Raw genomic sequence first — 19,434 nt, 5'->3', positions numbered from 1 at the left:
GCCCTACAGCCCGGTCGGCACCTTGCCGGTTTCGGCGGTGCGGGTGTTGCCGGGCGGGTCGATCAGGGGCTGCAGCGCGGGGGCGAGGCTCTTCAGGAGCTGGGCGGGAAGCGCGCTGGTGAAGCGGTAGTGGTCGGCCTCCGGCCCATGGACGAAGGCGGTCATGGTGCCGAAGAAGCGGTCGCCGACGTAGAAGACGAAGGTCGCCGTGCGGTTGACCGCCCGCGATTCGATCAGCACGCCGCCGGGACCGTAACGGTCGAGCCGGTGGTCGCCGGTGCCGGTCTTGCCGCCGACCGGCAGGATCTGGCCGGAACCGTCCTTGAAGCTGCCCCAGACGCGCTTGGCCGTGCCGTTCTGCGCCACGTCCATCAGGGCGCGGCGCAGGGTGGCGCAGACCTCCGGGCGCAGGACCCGGCGGCCCTCCAGCGGGCCGAGCCCGACCTTCGCCTCGTAGGGCGTGCCCTCGGCGAAGTGGAGCGACTTGACGCGCACCATCGGCTGGCGGACGCCGTCGTTCAGGATGATGCCGACCAGCTCGGCCAGTGCCGCCGGCCGGTCGGCCGAGCTGCCGATGGCCGTGGCGAAGGACGGGATCAGCGTCTCGAACGGGTAGCCGACCTTGCGCCACTGCTCGGTGATGCGGCGGAAGGCCTCCTCCTCCAGCCCGATGCGGATGCGGGTGTTCTGCGCCGCCTGCCCCTTCTTGAACAGCCAGGTGTAGCTCTCCTGCCGCTCGCGGATGCTGGCGTCCAGCACCTCCTGCCGCTTGGCGTCGGGATTGGTCTGCAGATAGCCGACCAGCCACAGCTCCAGCGGATGGACACGGGCGAGATAGCCGAGGTCGTTCAGCGAGAAGCGGTCCGGCCCGTACTTGCTGTAGAGCGAGGCGAGGTCGGCGTCGCTCAGCTTGGCGTCGGGCAGCCGGGCGCGCATGAAGCGGCCGAACTCCGCCATGCCGGCCTTGGGACGGACGGTGCGGAAGATCACCGCCAGCCGGTGCGGCACCGGGCGGGTGCGGCTGGCCAGCAGGTCGAGCGCCTGGTCGGGGGTGCGCTTGCGGTAGCTGGTGTAGAAGCGGTTGATGAAGTCGCTGCCCTCGCGGTCGGCGAAGCGGGCGAGATAGGCCTGCCGGGCCGGGTGATCCGGGTTCTGCAGGATGTCGGCGCTGTCGTCGCCGCCCTCGGCCATGTAGAACTGCACGATGTCGCGCATCAGCCGGATGAAGGGCAGGTTCACCGAGTTGCGCAGCGATTCCTGCAGCGTCAGGATGCGGCCGTTGTCGTCCTTGTTGAAGTTGACGAAGGTGTGGACGCCGCCGCCGGTGAAGAAGGCCTCGCCCGGGCTGGCCGAGTAGCGCCGCTCCATCGCCGCGTCGAGCATCGCCTGCAGGCTGCGGTTCTGCGTGCCCGACAGCCACTCCACCGCCCAGCGCGTCAGGTTGTCCGACGCCTCCTCCCCCACGTCCGTCAGGAACTCCCGAGGCAGGTGGGCATAGCGGGCGTGCAGCTCGGCGATGATCTCCAGGTAGGTCGTCAGCGTGCGCAGCTTGGCCGTCGAGCCGAGGTCGAGCTTCGCCCCCTCGTTGATGTCGAGCGGCTGGTCGAGGTTGTCGGCCTGGACGCGCAGGTAGTTGGCGTCGCTGCCCCGCTCGTAGAGGGTGAAGGAGTAGACGATCTTCGACAGGTCGTTGTTCTTGGAGTCGAGCAGCCGCTCGCCGGTCAGCCCCATCTGGCGGGCGAAGTCCGGGTCGTTCAGCTTGCCCAGCACCTCCACCACGCGCTGCTGGGTGGCGGCGTCGAGCGTGGTCTGCACCGTCAGGTCGGTGCGGTCGAGCTGGTAGAGGCTGGGAACGCCGAGCATCGACAGCAGGCGGGCGCGGATGGCGTTGGTCGCCTTCTGCTCGACGAAGGAGGCGGCCTGCGGCTGCGGCGCCTCCTCGCGGAACTTCAGGGTCAGCGACAGGGCGGCGTCGCGCAGCCGCTCGTCGATCACGCCGGCCTGCGCCAGCACCCGCAGGTGGCTGTTGGCCAGCCGCTCCAGCGCCGCACGGTCCTGGATCAGGTAGTGGGAGGGGCGGCGCTGCGCCAGCAGCAGGCTCAGCACCTGCTTGTAGGCCAGCGCCTTGACCTGCAGCGTCCGCTCGTCCGGCGCCGGGTCGCGCAGGAGCTGCTGGGCAATGCCGAGGTCGGTGCCGAACCAGGCCCACAGCCCGTCGCCCAGCCCGTTGACCTCGCCGAAGCCGGCCCGCGCGGTCAGCGGGGTGGAGTTCAGGTAGTCGACCAGGATGCGCCGGCGCTGGCCGCCGGTGTCCTCGCCGTCGAGATAGGCGCGCACGCTGGCCGAGATCATCTGGCGCAGCTTCTCCGTCGCGCCCACCGTCTGGCCGTCCGGGAATGGCGGTACTTCTCGATCTGCGTCGCCAGCGTCGAGCCGCCGGGCGAGCGGGTGCCCGGCTTCACCCACTGTACCGGCAGCATCAGCACCGCGCCGGCGAAGCGGTCCCACTCCACCGCCGGGTTGCGGCGCGGCTCGTCCTCGCGCAGAAGCTCGCGGTTCTCGATGAACAGCAGCGTGTCCGCGACCAGCGGCGGCACGTCCTCGAACCTGGTGAAGACCCGCTCCGGATAGCGGGCGGAAAACATGGTGGTCCCGCTGCGGTCGAGCATGGTGAGCCCGGCGCGGGTCTTCTCGTGGTAGATCGGGAAGCCGCCCGCCGCCATGAAGCCGTCGAGCCGCGGGGAAAGCTGGGCCTGCTGTTCGATCGCGTAGATGTCGTCGGTCAGCGACCGCAGATAGCCCGGCAAGCCGACGTAGCCGAACCTTTCGTTATAGGGACCCTGGGTCGGATAGCGCGCGGCCGGGTTCGGCCCCTCGCCCAGCGTGAAGCTCATCCCCTGGGCGTAGGTGGAGAGCAGACGCGCCTGCAGACGGGAGCTCCGCATCTCCTCCTGTGCGGCGACGCCCAGCCCGGCCATCGCCGCCGCCAGCGCAACACCCACGACCGCACGTCGCAACCACACCCGCGCCATATCGGCTCCAGACCCGCCAGGGTTTCGAAAAGTCGGGGTTCGTCCGGCATCGCCACCCCTTGGGCCCCTGCCGCCGCACGGCGGCCGGAGCCGCCCGCTGCCTGGGACCGGCGATCGTGCGCATGGTAGGGTTTGTTGGTTAACAAAGGGTATAGTGCCGCATCCGACGAAATCGGTAGATTCGGCAACCGAGCGAGACTCAGGTAAACAGTGGCAAATACGCAACGCACTTCGCCGACAATATGAAGTAACTTTTTACATAACTCTTTCGATCCGAAAAACGCGCCGCGCCGGTTCTTGGGAAAATGCTCAAATCCCGCAGGATTCCGCCGGACGGATGAGACAATTCGATGTCCTCGATGTCCTGCGCGCTGCCGAACTACGCGTGAACTTTCGCGGCGCACAGGCGTTTACAGCAGGCAGGATAGCATGGGATGGGAGACGGCATGTCGGATCGCAGCGAGCTGTCCGCCGGGCCATCCGGAGACTCGGCCGAGCGGGTGCGGACCGAAGGAAGCGGCGGCAACGCGAGCGCCGGGCTGGCCGCCGAGGGCATGGACGACAGGGCCTCCGTCAGTCCGACCGGCAGGCCGCCCCTCCACCACTGGCAGATGGGGATGGTGTCGCAGCCGGGACTGGAAGGCCGCGGCGACGTGTTCTTCGCCGCGGTCGCGATGACGCGCATGCCGATGGTGGTGACCGACCCCAACCAGCCGGACAATCCCATCGTCTTCGCCAACGGCGCCTTCTTCGACCTGACCGGCTATGAGAAGGACGAGGTGCTGGGCCGCAACTGCCGTTTCCTGCAGGGGGCGCAGACCGACCGCGAGACGGTGGCGGAGATCCGCGAGGCGGTGCGCAACCGGCGCCCGATCTCGCTGGAGGTGCTGAACTACAAGCGCGACGGCAGCGCCTTCTGGAACGCGCTGTTCATCGGGCCGGTCTTCGACCCGCAGGGCAAGCTCCTGTATTTCTTCGCCTCGCAGATGGACATCACCCGGCGGCGCGTGTCGGAGCAGGCCTTCTACCAGGCGCAGAAGATGGAGGCGATCGGCCAGTTGACCGCCGGGCTGGCGCACGACTTCAACAACCTGCTGCAGGTCATCGCCGGGACGCTGGAGCAGATGACCGACCTGCTGGACACCAATCCGGCGGCGATCCGCCGTCCGCTGGAGCTGGCGGAGCGGGCGACCCAGCAGGGCGCGCGGCTGACGCAGCAGCTCCTGACCTTCGCCCGCAAGCAGCGGCTGGACCCGAAGCCGGTCCGGCTCAACGCGCTGGTGACCGAGTTCGTCGACATGCTGTCGCGCACGGTGGGCGACCGGGTGTCGCTGCGGCTGGACCTGCGGGCGCCGCTGCCGCCCTGCCAGCTCGACCCCGTCCATCTGGAGATGGCGCTGCTGAACGTGGTCATCAATGCGCGCGACGCCATGCCGGACGGCGGCGAGGTGGTCATCGCCACCGGCCTGACCCAGCTCGACGGCGAGGCCGAAAGCGACCACCTGCCGCCCGGCGAGTATGTGACGCTGAGCGTCAGCGACCGCGGCGACGGCATGCCGCCGGACGTGCTGCGCCGGGCGGCCGAACCCTTCTTCACCACCAAGGGGCCCGGCCGGGGCACCGGGCTCGGCCTCGCCATGGTCCACGGCTTCGTCCAGCAGTCGCGCGGCCGGCTGGAGATCGAGAGCACACCCGGCCAGGGAACCACCCTGCGCATGCTGTTCCCGCGCGCCGCCGCCCGGCCGGCGGAACAGCAGGCGCCGGTGCCGCGCCAGCCGTCCGCCGCATCGGAAGGCACCCCGGCGACCGTCCTGGTGGTCGATGACAGCGACGACGTGCGGGAGCTTGCGGTCTCGCACCTGACGGGGCTCGGCTACCGGGTGCTGTCCGCCCGGTCCGGCGAGGAGGCGCTGGCCCTGCTCGACCACGGGCCGCCGATCGACCTGCTGTTCACCGACCTCGTCATGCCCGGTGGGATCAACGGGCTGGTGCTGGCCGAGCGGTTCCGCCGCCGCTCCCCCGACACCGCCGTCCTGCTGACGACCGGCTACAATGAAGAGTTGAACGACGACTCCCCGCACCTTCCGGAGGGGGCGGTGCTGGGCAAGCCCTACCGCCGGGCGGAACTGGCCGACCGGGTCGGGGACGCCCTGGCGGGAAGGGGGACCGGAGGGAGGACCGGACGGGACGGCGGGCAGGCCGGACCTGCGGACGGATTGCACCTTCGGAACACTGGAACGTAAGGCTTTCGCCAGGGCGGCCTACGCCTTCGCCCGGCTTGACCGGTCCGGTGCCCGGCCCTATTCCAGGATCGGTCCGACGGTGGTCCGGAGGGCGATTCCACGAACCACAGGCAAACGGACGACAGGACGTGGCGCATATCCTATTGGTAGAAGACGAGGCGCTGGTCGCCATGCTGTTCCAGACCGCGCTGGAGGGCGAGGGCCACCGCGTGACGCTGGCCGGCGACGGGGTGGAGGCGCTGGAGGCGGACGACAGCGACCCGGCCGACGCGGTGGTGACCGACATGAACATGCCGCGCATGAACGGCAAGGAGCTGGTCACCCGCATCCGCCAGCGCCGGCCGGGCCTGCCGGTGATCCTGATCAGCGGCTATGCCGCGCAGGGCGGCCCGCTCGCCTCCGACGCGAGCACCGTGGTGCTGAGCAAGCCGATCAGCCCCCGCCTGCTCGCCCGCACCCTGTCGAGCCTGATCCCCGACCAGTGACCCCGGCCGCGCCGGCGTCAGCGTGACGCGGCGGCGCCGGCGGCCGGAAGCGTGATGATGACGCGCGTCCCGGCACCGGGGGTGCTCTCCACCGTCAGGGTGCCGCCATGCGCCTCGACGAAGCGCTTGGCGAGCGGCAGGCCGAGCCCGGTGCCCGCCTCGCTCTTGGTCAGGTAGTTGTTGACCTGACGGAAGGGCTCCAGCGCGATCTCCACCTCCTCCGCCGTCATGCCGATGCCGCTGTCGGTTATGGTGACGACCGCCTGCCCCGCCTTGCCCGGCGCGCTCTCGACCACCACGCGCCCGCCGGGCGGGGTGAACTTGACGGCGTTCGACAGCAGGTTCAGCGCCGCCTGGCGCAGCCGCAGCCCGTCGGCGATCACCACGATCCGCTCCGGGGCCGGCCGCACCTCCAGCACGACGCCCCGGTTGGCGGCGACCGCCTCCATCAACTGCTGGCAGTCGCCGAGCAGGTCGTCGAGCGGCACCGGCGTGAAGGTCAGCTCCATCCGGCCGGCCTCGATCTTCGCCATGTCCAGCATATCGTTGACGAGGTGGAGGAGATGGGTGCCGGACTGGTGGATGGCGCGGATGTACTCCTCGTATTTCGGCGGCGCGGCGCCGAACAGGCCGGACATCAGCGCCTCGGTGAAGCCGATGACGGCGTTCAGCGGCGTGCGCAGCTCGTGGCTCATGTTGGCGAGGAACTCGCTCTTGGCCCGGTTGGCGGCCTCGGCATGCTCCTTCTCCGCCTGCAGCCGGCGCTGCTGCTCCAGCAGCAACGCCTCATGGGCGCGGCGCACCTGCCGCTCCGCCCGGCGGCGGCGGCTGAAACTGCGCAGCACCACCCAGCCCAGCAGCAGGGTGAGCAGGCAGGCGCCCAGCCCGCCGCCGATGACGATGCGGCGCGACTGGTTCAGCCGTTCCTGCACCAGATCGACCGGGGCGCCCAGCGCCACCGTCCAGCCGGTCTCGGCGGAGCGGTGGAAGACGGTGTAGGCGTCGTTGCCCTCCTTGGTCTTGGCGATGAACAGCCCTCGCGGTTGGCCAGGACCTGCGCCTCCAGCGTCGGGGTGACGCGCTGGCCGAGGAAGGCGGCGGCATCGCGCGAGCGGGCGGCGATGATCAGCTCCGGATCGATGACCGCGAAGACCCACGACTCCGGCACGGGATGCGAGGCCAGCACGCTCGCCATCCCTTCGAGCCCGAGGGCGAGCGAGATGACATAGCGGATGTCGTTCCCCTTGAAGACCGGCGCCCGCATGATGAGGGCGGAGCGGCCGGGCGGGCCGCCGGGCGGCAGCACGCCGCCGATCACCGCGCGGCGGGTGGAGAGCACCCGCGCCGTCACCGGGTCGAGGCGGGGCGGCGGCAGCGGCTGGACGCCCAGCGGATACTGCGTGTGGAAGACGAAGCTGTTGCTGCGCGCGTCGATCAGCCCCATGGCGAGCCAGGAGGGCTGGGTGCGCTGGGCGTCGGACAGCGAGCCGTAGAGCCCGTGCACATTGTCAACCTCCGCCGCCGAGAGGGCGCCCAGCAGCTCCAGCGGGCGGAGCTGGCGCACCAGCTCCCGGTCCACGCTGAGCGAGGCGGCGCGCACCATCGCCCGCATCTCCTCCTCCAGCTCGCCGCGCCGGTAATCGTCGAGGACCCAGACGACGACGGCGGTGAACAGCAGCAGAGGCGCGATGACGGCGAGGCCGAGCGCGAGGATGGCGGACGGTGAACGCAAGACGGCTCCGGCGAAGGCGGCCGGCGGACCGGCCCGACGGCGACATTTTACGAAAAGACCGGTTAACGAGTCGTCCCCGCCGCGGCTTCTCCGGATGCGGCGAGCAGCCGCGCCAGCTCGACCGCCGTCTTCACGCGCATCTTCTCGAAGACGTGGGCGCGGTGGACCTCGACCGTGCGCATGCTGATGCCGAGCTCGTCGGCGATCACCTTGTTCAGCCGGCCGGCGACCACCAGCTCCATAACCTGCCGCTCGCGGTGGGTCAGCGTGGCGAGCCGCGCCGAGATGCCGGCCTGCCCGGCCTCCCGCTCGCGCTGTCCGGCGTCGAAGGCCAGCGCCTCGATCACGCGGTCGACCAGCTCGTTGTCGTTGAAGGGCTTCTCGACGAAGTCGCGCGCCCCCTTCTTCAGCGCCGCCACCGCCATCGGCACGTCGGCATGGCCGGTCAGGAAGATCACCGGCATGCGGCAGCCGAGATCCTGCAGCCGGTCGAACAGCTCCAGCCCGCCCATCCCCTCCATGCGGACGTCGAGCAGCAGGCAGCCGGCGGTCTGCGGCGTGCAGGACTCCAGGAAGGCCTCGGCCGAGGGCCAGCAGCGGGCCGGCACGTTGCGCGACTGGAACAGCCAGCTCAGCGCGTCGCGGATCGCTTCGTCGTCGTCGATGATGTGCAGCGTGGTCATTGTGCGGCATCCGCGAGAGGCCGGGCGGCGGTGGGGGCCGGGGCCGGGATTTGGGACGAGGTCGGGGACGCGGACGGAACCGGCGCCACGGGAAGCGATACCAGGAAGCGGGTGCCGCCGTCCTCCCCCGGCTCGAACCACAGGCGGCCGCGGTGATGCTCGACGATGCTGCGGCAGATGTTCAGCCCCATGCCCATGCCTTCGGACTTGGTGGTGAAGAAGGGGGTGAAGAGGGAGGCGGCATTCTCCGGCGGGATGCCGCAGCCGCGGTCCTGGACGGACAGCCGCACCGCCGGCTCGCCGGCCTGCCTTTCGCCGGGCCCCGCCTCCCCCGCCGAGACGGCGATCGTCAGGCGGCGGTCGCCGCGCGGGGTGCGGGCCATCGCCTCGATGCCGTTGCGCATCAGGTTCAGCACCACCTGCTGCAGCAGGATGCGGTCGCCGCACACCTCGGGCAGCCCCTCCGCCGCCTCCAGCTCCAGCCGGACGCCGTGGCGGGCGGCGTCGGCGCCCATCAGGGCGACGCAGTCCTCGGCCACCCGGGTCAGCGAGCAGGGGGCGACCACCGGCTCGCGCTTGCGCACGAACTCGTGGACGCGGCGGATGATCTGGCCGGCGCGCCGGGCCTGGGCGGCCAGCTTGTCCAGCGCCGCCGCCACCTCCTCGCGCTCGAACCGGTCGGAGCGCAGCTTGTTGAGGCAGCCGGTGCAATAGCTGGCGATGGCCGACAGCGGCTGGTTCAGCTCGTGCGCCAGGGTGGAGGCCATCTCGCCCAGCGTGATCAGCCGGGCGGTGTGCTGCAGCCTCTCCTGCTGCTGGCGGGCCAGCTCCTCCGCCCGCTTGCGCTCGGTCACGTCGAGGACGGAGCCCATCCAGCCGGCATGGCGGCCGTTGGCGTCGATCAGCGGCGCCTCGTAGATCAGCGCGTCGAACCGCTCGCCGTCGGCACGGCGGAAGCGCATCTCCAGCCCGTTGGACGGCGCCTTGCCGGCCAGCACGGCGCGGAAGGCGGCCTCGGCCTCCTCCAGCTCCTCGGGCAGCCAATAGGGCATGGGCGGGCCGCGGCCGATCAGCTCCTCCGCCGGCACGCCGACCATCCGGCAGAAGGCGGGGTTCACGTAGGTGATGCGCCCCTCCAGGTCGCGCGCCCGCATGCCGACGGTCAGGCTGTCCTCCATCGCCTTGCGGAAGGCGTGCTCGGCGCGCAGGGCCTCCTCCGCCCGGATGCGGCGGGCGATGTGGCGGCGCAGCGACCACAGGCTGGCCAGCGCCGCGGCGGTCAGGCCGAAGATCGCCACCAGCAGGACGATGCGCGTCATGTTCGCGTCCGTCCGGTAGAGGGTCGCCACCAGGGCCAGCCCGTGCCCCGGCCGGTCGAGTGGCACGGTGTGGCTGTGGCGCGGGTCGGGCGGGGCGACCCGCGACTTGGCGGCGAGCACGGCGCCGGTGGCGTTCACCACCTCGATGCGGTAGCGCTGCGCCACCCACCACGGGACGTGATGGGTCAGCATGGCGTCGAGCGACATCACCCCGACCAGCGCCCCGATGAAGCGCCCGTCGCGCGACATCGGGACCACGAGATCGAAGCCGGCGCCGCCCGCCGCCGTGCGGTAGGGCGCGCCGTAGCTGCGCAGGCCCGAGGAGCGGGCGATCAGGAAGGCGTCGGCCCGCGCCCGGCCGGCCGGGTCCCCTCCCCCGCCGGCGCCCCCACCGGCACCGTCGCCGGCGCCGTCGCCGGCGCCGCCCTCGGCCCGACCGGCCGGCGGTTCGGTCAGCAGCGGATGGCCCGCGGCATCGAGCCACACCACCCGCTCGATCGCCGGGTTGGCGCTGACCACCAGCCGGGCCATGGAGTCGAAGCGGCTGCGCCCGCCCTCCTCTCCCGCGAGCTGTTCGGCGAGGTGCAGCAGCTTCTCCTCGTCGGAGGCGATCTGGAAGTGCAGGGTCTGCTCGACCCACAGCACGTCCTTGATCAGGGTCTCCGCCTCTTCCTCCTGCTCGCTGCGATGGAGCAGCCAGAGGAAGACGCCCAGCAGGACGACGACCAGCGCCATCGCCGCGATGGGCATGGCGTGCGAGGCGGCCCGCGGAGCGGCGGGAAGCTGGGGATGCGGGGCGTCGGGCGATGCGGGCACGGGCTGAAACCGGAAGTACTCATTGGGCATGCGGATTTCCACAATAGCCCCGATCGAAAGCATATTGAACAATAGGCGATATGTACGGGGCCGTATAATCGGCATATCCCGCAACGAATCGGCCAAAGACGTCCCGGAGGAAGCGAGTAATGACGTTCACCAAGCTGTTTTGCGCCGCAGCGCTCGGCTGCCTGATGGCGGCGCCGGTCGCCTTCAGCCCGGCCGCCTACGCCCAGGATCCCATCGTCATCAAGTTCAGCCACGTCGTCGCCCCCGACACCCCCAAGGGCAAGGGTGCCGAGCGCTTCAAGGAGCTGGCGGAGAAGGCGACCGGCGGCAAGGTGAAGGTCGAGGTCTATCCGAACAGCCAGCTCTACAAGGACAAGGAGGAGCTGGAGGCGCTGCAGCTCGGCGCGGTGCAGATGCTCGCCCCGTCGCTGGCCAAGTTCGGCCCGCTGGGCGCCAAGGAGTTCGAGGTCTTCGACCTGCCCTACATCTTCCCGAACAAGACCGTGCTGCGCCGCGTGACCGAGGGTCCGATCGGCAAGCAGCTCTTCCAGAAGCTGGAGAGCAAGGGGATCATCGGGCTGGCCTACTGGGACAACGGCTTCAAGGTCATGAGCGCCAACAAGCCGCTCATCAAGCCGGAGGACATGAAGGGCCTGAAGATGCGCATCCAGTCCTCCAAGGTGCTGGACGCGCAGATGCGCGCGCTGGGCGCCCTGCCGCAGGTCATGGCCTTCTCCGAGGTCTACCAGGCGCTGCAGACCGGCGTTGTGGACGGCACCGAGAACCCGCCGTCCAACATGTATACCCAGAAGATGCACGAGGTGCAGAAGCACGCCACGCTGACCGACCACGGCTATCTCGGCTATGCGGTCATCGTGAACAAGAAGTTCTGGGACGGCCTGCCGGCCGACGTGCGCACCGCTCTCGAAGGCGCCATGAAGGAGGCGACCACCTTCGCCAACGACATCGCGCAGAGCGAGAACGACACCTCGATGGCCCAGATGAAGGCGTCGGGCAAGACCGCGTTCCACGAGCAGACCAAGGAAGAGCGCGAGGCCTGGATGAAGGCCCTGCTGCCCGTCCACAAGGACGCCGAGTCCCGCGTCGGCAAGGATCTGATCCAGGCCATCTACAAGGAAGCCGAGGCCGCCGGCTTCAAGATGTAAGGCATCCCGCGCCCGGTTCCCCTCCCCCGCCCCGGGGGAGGATCGGGGCGACGCCGGGGGACCGGGCATCCGGTTCCCGCTGCCGCCCCCATCGTGCCCTCCTCCCCCGTCCGGGAGCTTCCCCGATGCTCATGAAAATCCTCGACCGCCTTGAGGAGACGCTGATCGCGTCCCTGATGGCGGCGGCGACGCTCGTCATCTTCGTGGCGGTGGTCCACCGCTACCTGTCGGGCATCCCCGCCGTCCAAGACTATGTCCTGCACTGGAACCTCGCCTGGGCGCAGGAGCTCTGCATCTACATGTTCGTCTGGATGGCCAAGTTCGGCGCCGCCTACGGCGTGCGGACCGGCATCCATGTCGGGGTGGACGTCGTCATCAACCGGCTGGACCGCGGCCCGCGCCATGCCTTCGTGCTGTTCGGCCTGCTGGCCGGGGCACTGTTCACCGGGGTCGTCGGCACGCTCGGCGCCAACTTCGTCTGGCACATGGCGGACACCGAGCAGGTGTCGGCCGACCTGGAACTGCCGATGTGGATCGTCTATCTGGCCGTTCCCTGCGGTTCCTACCTGATGTGCTTCCGCTTCCTGCAGGTGGCCTGGAGCTTCCTGCGCTCGGGCGAGCTGCCGCACCACGACCACGCCCATGTCGACGGCATCGACCCGGTCGAGGCCGCCAAGGAAGGAGGCCCGGCATGAACGGCGCCATCATCTTCGGCCTGCTGATCACGCTGATGCTGACCGGCATGCCGATTTCCATCGCGCTCGGCCTGACGGTGCTGAGCTTCCTGTTCTTCCTGACCCAGGTGCCGATCGACGCGGTGGCGCTGAAGCTGTTCACCGGCATCGAGAAGTTCGAGATCATGGCGATCCCGTTCTTCATCCTGGCCGGCAACTTCCTGACGCACGGCGGCGTGGCGCGGCGGATGATCAACTTCGCCACCTCGATGGTCGGACACTGGCACGGCGGGCTGGGGCTGGCGGGCGTCATGGCCTGCGCGCTGTTCGCCGCGGTGTCGGGCTCCAGCCCGGCCACGGTGGTCGCCATCGGTTCGATCATCCTGCCGGCGATGGTGAAGCAGGGCTTTCCCAAGCGCTTCGGCGCCGGCATCGTCACCACGTCGGGCGCGCTCGGCATCCTGATCCCGCCGTCCATCGTGATGGTGATGTACTGCGTCGCCGTCACCGGCCACCCGCAGGCCCCCTCCATCGGCCAGATGTTCCTGGCGGGCGTGGTGCCGGGCCTGATGATGGCGACCATGCTCGGCATCACCACCTGGACCCGGGCGCGGCGCAACGGCTATCCGCGCATGCCAAGGGCGACCTTCGGCGAGCGCTGGGCGGCCTTCCGCGAGAGCTTCTGGGGCCTGCTGCTGATCGTCGTGGTGATGGGCGGCATCTACAGCGGCGTCTTCACCCCGACCGAGGCGGCGGCGATGGCCGCGGTCTACGCCTTCGTCGTCGCGGTCTTCGTCTACAAGGACATGACGCTGCGCCAGGTGCCGAAGGTGCTGCTGGACAGCGCCAGCATGTCGGCGATGCTGCTCTACATCATCACCAACGCCGTGCTGTTCTCGTTCCTGATGACCTCGGAGCAGATCCCGCAGACCATGGCGGCCTGGATCATCGAACAGCAGATGGGCGTCTGGGTCTTCCTGCTGGTGGTCAACATCGTGCTGCTGGCGGCCGGCAACTTCATGGAGCCGTCCTCGATCGTGCTGATCCTGGCGCCGATCCTGTTCCCGGTGGCGATGAAGCTGGGCATCGACCCGGTGCATTTCGGCATCCTGATCATCGTGAACATGGAGGTCGGCATGTGCCACCCGCCGGTGGGCCTGAACCTCTATGTCGCGAGCGGCATCACCAAGATGGGCATCACCGAGCTGACCGTGGCAGTCTGGCCGTGGCTGCTGACCATGCTGGTGTTCCTGGCGATGGTGACCTACATCCCGGCCATCTCGCTGTGGTTCCCCCGCCTGATCGGGGTGATGTAGCGCGGACCGGACGAGGCCGGGGGACGCCTTCGGGCAGGGAGAGGGGCAGAGGCCGGACGGCGCATCCCTGCCCCGCCGCCCCCCGCCCTTGCCGGCCGACTGTTCGCATGCCTAAACTTCGCGCCCCTGGACAATCCCCCAGCCCGAGGCGCCCATGCCGGCCGAGTTCCTTCCCACCGCCTGCCCGCACGACTGCCCCAGCACCTGCGCCCTGGAGGTGGAGCGGCTGGCCCCCGACCGGATCGGCAAGGTCCGCGGCGCGGCCGACAACAGCTATACCGCCGGCGTCATCTGCGCCAAGGTCAGCCGTTACGCCGAGCGGACCCACGCGCCGGACCGGCTGAAGGTCCCCCTGCTGCGCAGCGGCCCCAAGGGCTCCGGCCAATGGACGGAGATCGGCTGGGACGAGGCGCTGGACCGCATCGCCGACGCCTTCCTGGCGGCGGAGCGGCAGTACGGGCCGGAGGCCGTCTGGCCCTACTACTATGCCGGCACCATGGGGCTGGTGCAGCGCGGCGGCATCCAGCGCCTGCGCCACGCCAAGCGCTATTCCCGCCAGACCAGCACCGTCTGCGACACGCCGGCAAACATGGGCTGGCTGGCCGGCCACGGCGACATCCGCGGCGCCGATCCGCGCGAGATGGCGGAAAGCGACCTGATCGTCAACTGGGGCGGCAATCCGGTCGCCACCCAGGTCAACGTGATGACCCACGTCAGCCGCGCCCGCAAGGCGCGCGGGGCGAAGCTGGTCACCGTCGATCCCTACCGCACCGGCACCGCCGAGGTGTCGGACCTGCACCTGATGCTGCGGCCGGGCACCGACGGGGCGCTGGCCTGCGCGGTGATGCATGTGCTGTTCCGCGACGGCCACGCCGACCGCGGCTATCTCGCCCGCTATGCCGCCGGGCTGGAGCGGCTGGAGGAGCATCTGGCGGGCCGCACGCCGGAGTGGGCCTCGGCCATCACCGGCCTGCCGGTGGAGCAGATCGAGGCCTTCGCGACGCTCTACGGCACGACGAAGCGCAGCTACCTGCGGCTGGGCTATGGGCTGACACGCGCCCACAACGGGGCGGCCCAGATGCATGCGGTGTCCTGCCTGCCGGTGGTGACCGGCGCCTGGCAGCACCGCGGCGGCGGGGCGCTCTACTGCTCGTCCGGCATCTACCACATCGACCGCACCCTGTCGGAGGGGCTGGACCGGCTCGACCCCTCGGTGCGTTCCTTCGACCAGTCGCGCATCGGCGCGGTGCTGACCGGCGACCCGCGCGACCTGAAGGGCGGCGTGCCGGTGACGGCGATGCTGATCCAGAACACCAACCCGGCGGCCATCTGCCCGGATTCCCGCCGCGTCCGCCAGGGCTTCCTGCGCGAGGACCTGTTCGTCGCGGTGCATGAGCAGTTCATGACCGATACGGCGCGGCTGGCCGACCTCGTCATCCCGGCGACCACCTTCATGGAGCATGACGACCTCTACCGCGGCGGCGGCCAGATGCACATCCTGATCGGCCGCAAGGTGATCGAGCCGCAGTTCGAGGCGCGCGAGAACCACCGGGTCGTCAGCGAGATCGCGCGGCGCGTCGGCGCCGAGCATCCCGGATTCGGCATGTCGGCGCTGGAGATCATCGACGCCATGCTGAAGACGTCGGGCCTCGGCGATGCGCAGTCGCTGACCGAGGCGCGCTGGATCGACGCCCAGCCGGATTTCGAGACCTCGCATTTCCTGACCGGCTTCGCCTGGCCGGACGGCCGTTTCCGCTTCGCCCCGGACTGGAGCGCGCTGGGCCCCTATGGCGGCATGCCGGCGCTTCCCGACCACATGCCGCCGGCACGCGACGCCGATGCCGAGCATCCCTTCCGCCTCGTCACCGCGCCGGCGCGCCAGTTCCTCAACACCTCCTTCACCGAGACGGCGACCTCGCAGAAGCGCGAGGGGCGGCCGACCGCGCTGATCCACCCGCTGGACGCCGGGGATCTCGGGCTGGCCGAGGGCGAGAGGGTGAGGCTGGGCAACCCGCAGGGCAGCGTCGTGGTCCATGCCAGGCCGTTCGACGGGGTGCCGCGCGGCGTGGTGATCGTCGAGGGCATCTGGCCGAACCACGCCTTCGTCGAGGGCATCGGCATCAACAGCCTGACCTCGCCCGAGCCGGTCCCGCCGGCCGGCGGCGCCGCGTTCCACGACACCGCGGTCTGGATGCGCCCGGCCTGACGCCGGGCCGATCGATGGGAAGGTCGGTGCCGGCGCGTCAGGCGTCGGCGCAGACGCGGTTGCGGCCGGAGCGCTTGGCGACGTAGAGCGCCTGGTCGGCGCGGCGGATCAGGCTGCCGGCATCCTCGCCCGGCCGGTATTCGGCGACGCCGACCGACAGGGAGATGGTGCCGTAGTTGGCGTTGCGCGCCTTGTTGACGATCTGGCGGGCGCCGACGCAACTCCGCACCTGCTCGGCCACCGTCATGGCGCTGGCGAGAGGGGTGCGCGGCAGGACGATGGCGAACTCCTCGCCGCCGAAGCGGGCGGCGGTGTCGCGCCCCTTGATGCACTCCATCAGCATGCGCCCGACCAGCTTCAGGACATGGTCGCCGATCAGGTGCCCGTGGGTGTCGTTGAAGCTCTTGAAATGGTCGATGTCGATCATCAGCAGCGACAGCGGCAGGGACTCGCGCCCGGCCTCCGCGATCGCGTCCTCCAGCGCCTGATCGAAGGCCTTGCGGTTGGCGATGCCGGTCAGCCCGTCGGTCAGCGCCTCCCGCCGGGCGGTGTCGAGGCTGACACGGATTTCGGCGAGCTGCTGGGACGATTCCTGGAGATGCGCCTGCAGCCGGGCCTGCCGCTCGACGATCGCCGCGGTCTCCGCCGCGATGGCGGCGACCATGGCGCGCAGCTCCCCAACGGTCAGCGGCTGGTCCAGCTCGCCGCGGAAGCCGGTCAGGGTGTGGCCGTAACGGTCGGTCTCCGTCTCCACCGAGCCGATCTGCTCCAGCACGCGGCTCAACGCGTGGCGCGCCTTCTCCGACGTCTCGCGGATCGCCTGCACCTCCGCGTCGAAGGTGAAGAAGCGCTTGTAGAACTCGTCGAGCAGCGATTGCGGCGGCGTCTTGCCGTCCCGGCCGGCGAGGTCGATGGCGCGGATCAGGTCGGGGAGCTGGCCGCTGTAATAGACGTACCACAGCGTGAAGTTCTGCGGCGTCGGCGGCAGCCGGTCGGCCAGCATGCGCTCCATCGCCCGTGCCGCAAGCCCGCTCGCCCGTTCGAAATCCCCGTCGCTCACCGGACTCGCCCATCGGAATTCATTCGGTCCCGAAGGATATCCCGGAGCGGCGGCTGTCCGCAAGACAGACCGTTGCTCTTTCGCCCTGCAACAAAGCCCGCTAGTTGCACTGCCCGATGGACGCGTCCGCGCAGATGCGCTGGCCATCGAGCCAGACAGCCCCGGAGAGGTCGGCGTGGCGCAGGTCGGTGCCGGCCAGCTTCGCCCCCGTGAAGTCGGCCTTGCGCAGGGTCGCCCCCACCAGCTTGGCATTGCGCAGGTCGGACTCGCGGAAGGAGGCGCCGGTCAGGTCGGCACGGGTGAAGTCGGCCTCGATCAACCGGGCCCGGTCGAAGCGGGTGCCGACCGCCCGGGCGCTGACGAACTTCGCCCGGTAGCCGTCGGCCTCGCCGAGGTCGGACCCGTCGAGCGTGGCGCGCTGGAACACCGCGTCGCGCAGCATGGCGCCGGTCAGGGTGGCCGATTGCAGATCCTGCCCGTCGAAGTAACAGCGGCGCCAATTGACGGCGGGAGCCGCCGGATCCGCGCAGTCGGCGGCGGCGGAGAGGGGAAAGAGCGCGAGGAGCAGGGCGGCGGCGAAGGCGGATCTGATCATGCCCCTTTATGTGGGGGCACGCGTGTCATGAGAAAACCCGCCCGTCGCTTCATCCGACGATTAGCCGCAGGCGGCGGGAGGCCGGGCGCTCAGCCGCCGATGGACCGCACCGCCCGCCCCGCCTGCGGCGGACGCGGCAGCGCGGCATGCGCCCGCACCGCCGCGGACAGCGCCGCGGCGACCGGTTCCGCGAAGGGGACGGCCCTGCGCTGCGACAGATCGACATGTACCAGCATGAACTCCGCCGTCGCCGCCAGGAACCCGTCCTCCGCGTGGCGCATCTCGTGGAACAGGTGCAGCCGCTTGCCGTCCGCACCCAGCAGCCAGGAGGCGAAGCGCAGCGGATCGCCCTCCGTCACCTCGCGGGCATAGGTCAGGTGCGCATCGACCACGAACATCGAGCGCTGCTGCGTCTCGGCATAGTGGCGGCCGATCGCGAAGCGGTCGAGCACGGCGTCCGTCGCCTGGTCGAAGGCCAGCAGATAGTAGGCGACGTTCATGTGGCCGTTGTAGTCGATCCACTCCGGCCGGACGGTCGCCCGGTGGAGGTCGAGCGGGGCGGCGGTCATGGCGACACCTCCAGGAACCGGACGATTTCGGCCCGCACCCCCTGGATCTCGGCAAGCCAGGAGGCGACGTCGGCAATGGACAAACCGGAGGAAACGTCCGCGAAGGGATCCGGACCGGGATAGCGGGCGGACGTGACGAACTCGGTAAATCGCCCCAGTGGCGCAATCAGGGGCAGCAAGGGATGCCCGTTGGGGAGCCGGTCGACCAGCGCTTCAATGTCATGGGTCTTGGGCGGATGGATGTCCGCTGCCAGCAACAGCGCCTTCACCAGTTTCTCCGCCGCCTGCTGGCAATGGTAGGCTGCAATATCGGCAGTGGGATCGGGGCCGAAGAGGTTGTTGCGGATCGCCTTGATGTCGAGGTCAGCGACCCTGATCCAGGCCAGAAGAGCCTCACCGGCCATAGACGAGGACTCCGAAGTGGCTGGCCTCATAGCTCAGTGTGCCCTTGAGATCCTTCGAGCGCTCGAACCCGCCTCGGGTGCAGGCGAGAAAATCCGCCGGAATTCCGGTACCCGCCTTGGCCTCGTAGGCGCGGCGGACAGCAGGCCTCGTCTCGGCCCGATCGTCGGGAAGGATCACCAACAGGTCGTAATCGCTGTCCTCGTCGAAGTCGCCGCGCGCCCGGCTGCCGAACAGGTAGACGGCCTCCGGCTGAAGGGCCGGCACGATCCGGTCCAGCAGGATCCTCAGCTTGTCGTCCACCACCGCCATGGCCGCCCTCCGCCGTCGTTATAATACGGATCCGCCCGGTTCGGGTGGGGCGCCGAGGACGTGCCGCACCTCGGCAAGCACGGCGTCGATTTCGACGATCCAGGATGCGACCTCCCCGGGCGTCGGCTCATCGGAAGAGTCCTCCGCCTCGCCGGGATAGCGGTAGAGCGTCGCGAAGGCGGTGAAGCGGCCCAGCGGCTCAAGCACCCGGCGCAGCGGAAGATCGCGCGGCAGCCTGAGGAGCAGCGCGTCGATGTCGTGGCTTTTCGGCGGATCGATGTCCAGCCGGACCAGCACCGCCTTCACCAGCTTCTCGGCCGCCTGCTGACAGTGATAGGAGGCCACCGTGACAAGCGGGCCCGGCGCCCCCAGGCAGGCCCGCGCCGCCAGAAGGTCGGTCTGCGCCACGGCAAGCCAGCGGTCCGCCCCGGCCTTATGCACCCCGGTCTTATGCACCATAGACCCGGATTCCCTCGCGGACCGCCTTGTAGCTCAGCGTCCCGACCTGATCCTTGTTCGCCTCGAAGAAGGACCGCCGGCAGGGCACGATGTCGGCGGGGATGCCGGTACCCGCCTTGGCGGCATGGGCGAAGACGGCAGAGCGGTGCTCCCTCGGCGCGTCGTCCGGGACGACCACCAGCAGGTCGTAGTCGCTGTCCTCGTCGAAGTCGCCGCGCGCCCGGCTGCCGAACAGGTAGACGGCCTCCGGCTGAAGGGCCGGAACGATCCGGTCCAGCAGGATCCTCAGCTTGTCGTCCACCACCGCCATGGCCGCCCTCCGCCGCCACTATAGCATGGGCGGCGGAGGGCGTTCC

General features: G+C 69.9%; 19 protein-coding genes. 6 read left to right on the top strand and 13 right to left on the bottom strand.

Features of this window, described 5'->3' with window-relative positions; translation table 11 throughout:
* Positions 1-3: 3 nt before the first annotated feature.
* A complete protein-coding gene (locus DEW08_RS10720; RefSeq protein ID WP_245986569.1) occupies positions 4-2,379 on the bottom strand; it encodes a transglycosylase domain-containing protein in 2,376 nt (791 codons plus the stop codon).
* Complete coding sequence (locus DEW08_RS32260; RefSeq protein ID WP_245986568.1) at positions 2,349-3,002, bottom strand: transglycosylase domain-containing protein; 654 nt, start codon at positions 3,000-3,002, stop codon at positions 2,349-2,351. The genes DEW08_RS10720 and DEW08_RS32260 overlap by 31 nt, the downstream gene beginning before the upstream one ends.
* Positions 3,003-3,478: 476 nt before the next feature.
* Here DEW08_RS32260 and DEW08_RS10715 point away from each other — a divergent pair, with 476 nt between their 5' ends.
* A complete protein-coding gene (locus DEW08_RS10715) occupies positions 3,479-5,275 on the top strand; it encodes a histidine kinase famiy protein (protein WP_211107202.1) in 1,797 nt (598 codons plus the stop codon).
* Between the two features lie 128 nt (positions 5,276-5,403).
* Positions 5,404-5,760 carry a response regulator gene (locus DEW08_RS10710; RefSeq protein ID WP_146214681.1) on the top strand — a complete coding sequence of 119 codons (357 nt, stop codon included), beginning with the start codon at positions 5,404-5,406 and terminating at the stop codon, positions 5,758-5,760.
* Between the two features lie 17 nt (positions 5,761-5,777).
* On the opposite strand, the gene DEW08_RS32255 is transcribed toward DEW08_RS10710, so the two are convergent.
* The 4 genes from DEW08_RS32255 to DEW08_RS10695 form a co-directional block, all read right to left on the bottom strand.
* Positions 5,778-6,719, bottom strand: coding sequence for a sensor histidine kinase (locus tag DEW08_RS32255; protein ID WP_245986567.1), 942 nt, complete (start codon positions 6,717-6,719; stop codon positions 5,778-5,780).
* A complete protein-coding gene (locus DEW08_RS32250; protein ID WP_245986566.1) occupies positions 6,677-7,492 on the bottom strand; it encodes a hypothetical protein in 816 nt (271 codons plus the stop codon). The genes DEW08_RS32255 and DEW08_RS32250 overlap by 43 nt, the downstream gene beginning before the upstream one ends.
* A 62-nt stretch (positions 7,493-7,554) precedes the next feature.
* Entirely contained in the window at positions 7,555-8,175 is a 621-nt protein-coding gene (locus tag DEW08_RS10700; RefSeq protein ID WP_109326991.1) for a response regulator transcription factor, read from the bottom strand.
* Positions 8,172-10,340 (bottom strand): PAS domain S-box protein, encoded by a 2,169-nt coding sequence (locus DEW08_RS10695; protein ID WP_181449443.1) that lies wholly within the window; start codon positions 10,338-10,340, stop codon positions 8,172-8,174. Before DEW08_RS10695 ends, DEW08_RS10700 begins: the two co-directional genes overlap by 4 nt.
* Before the next feature lie 119 nt (positions 10,341-10,459).
* Between DEW08_RS10695 and DEW08_RS10690 the strand changes: the two genes are divergently transcribed.
* The 4 genes from DEW08_RS10690 (at position 10,460) to DEW08_RS10675 (ending at position 15,681) form a co-directional block, all read left to right on the top strand.
* Entirely contained in the window at positions 10,460-11,485 is a 1,026-nt protein-coding gene (locus DEW08_RS10690) for a TRAP transporter substrate-binding protein (RefSeq protein ID WP_109326989.1), read from the top strand.
* A 125-nt stretch (positions 11,486-11,610) separates the two neighbouring features.
* A complete protein-coding gene (locus tag DEW08_RS10685) occupies positions 11,611-12,180 on the top strand; it encodes a TRAP transporter small permease (RefSeq protein WP_211107201.1) in 570 nt (189 codons plus the stop codon).
* The gene (locus DEW08_RS10680) at positions 12,177-13,475 is read left to right on the top strand and encodes a TRAP transporter large permease (RefSeq protein ID WP_109326988.1); all 1,299 of its coding nucleotides are present in this window, start codon (positions 12,177-12,179) and stop codon (positions 13,473-13,475) included. The genes DEW08_RS10685 and DEW08_RS10680 overlap by 4 nt, the downstream gene beginning before the upstream one ends.
* Positions 13,476-13,629: 154 nt before the next feature.
* Positions 13,630-15,681 carry a molybdopterin-containing oxidoreductase family protein gene (locus DEW08_RS10675; protein WP_109326984.1) on the top strand — a complete coding sequence of 684 codons (2,052 nt, stop codon included), beginning with the start codon at positions 13,630-13,632 and terminating at the stop codon, positions 15,679-15,681.
* A 37-nt stretch (positions 15,682-15,718) separates the two neighbouring features.
* Here DEW08_RS10675 and DEW08_RS10670 read toward each other — a convergent pair whose 3' ends face one another.
* The 7 genes from DEW08_RS10670 to DEW08_RS10640 all read right to left on the bottom strand — a co-directional run bounded on the left by DEW08_RS10670 (position 15,719) and on the right by DEW08_RS10640 (position 19,388).
* Positions 15,719-16,741 (bottom strand): GGDEF domain-containing protein, encoded by a 1,023-nt coding sequence (locus tag DEW08_RS10670; protein WP_245986565.1) that lies wholly within the window; start codon positions 16,739-16,741, stop codon positions 15,719-15,721.
* Between the two features lie 100 nt (positions 16,742-16,841).
* Entirely contained in the window at positions 16,842-17,336 is a 495-nt protein-coding gene (locus DEW08_RS10665) for a pentapeptide repeat-containing protein (RefSeq protein ID WP_109326975.1), read from the bottom strand.
* Positions 17,337-17,425: 89 nt separating this feature from the next.
* Positions 17,426-17,905, bottom strand: a complete 480-nt coding sequence (locus tag DEW08_RS10660; RefSeq protein WP_109326974.1) for a thioesterase family protein — start codon at positions 17,903-17,905, stop codon at positions 17,426-17,428.
* Positions 17,902-18,309, bottom strand: coding sequence for a HEPN domain-containing protein (locus DEW08_RS10655; protein ID WP_168220339.1), 408 nt, complete (start codon positions 18,307-18,309; stop codon positions 17,902-17,904). The genes DEW08_RS10660 and DEW08_RS10655 overlap by 4 nt, the downstream gene beginning before the upstream one ends.
* Positions 18,299-18,619 carry a nucleotidyltransferase domain-containing protein gene (locus tag DEW08_RS10650; protein WP_109326968.1) on the bottom strand — a complete coding sequence of 107 codons (321 nt, stop codon included), beginning with the start codon at positions 18,617-18,619 and terminating at the stop codon, positions 18,299-18,301. The genes DEW08_RS10655 and DEW08_RS10650 overlap by 11 nt, the downstream gene beginning before the upstream one ends.
* 18 nt (positions 18,620-18,637) lie before the next feature.
* Complete coding sequence (locus tag DEW08_RS10645) at positions 18,638-19,027, bottom strand: HEPN domain-containing protein (RefSeq protein ID WP_211107199.1); 390 nt, start codon at positions 19,025-19,027, stop codon at positions 18,638-18,640.
* Between the two features lie 40 nt (positions 19,028-19,067).
* Positions 19,068-19,388 carry a nucleotidyltransferase domain-containing protein gene (locus DEW08_RS10640; protein ID WP_109326956.1) on the bottom strand — a complete coding sequence of 107 codons (321 nt, stop codon included), beginning with the start codon at positions 19,386-19,388 and terminating at the stop codon, positions 19,068-19,070.
* Positions 19,389-19,434: the final 46 nt, after the last annotated feature.

Origin of the sequence: Azospirillum thermophilum, assembly GCF_003130795.1 — a bacterium.
GTDB classification, from domain to species: Bacteria; Pseudomonadota; Alphaproteobacteria; order Azospirillales; family Azospirillaceae; genus Azospirillum; species Azospirillum thermophilum.
This window is presented reverse-complemented; position numbering and strand designations above follow the sequence as displayed.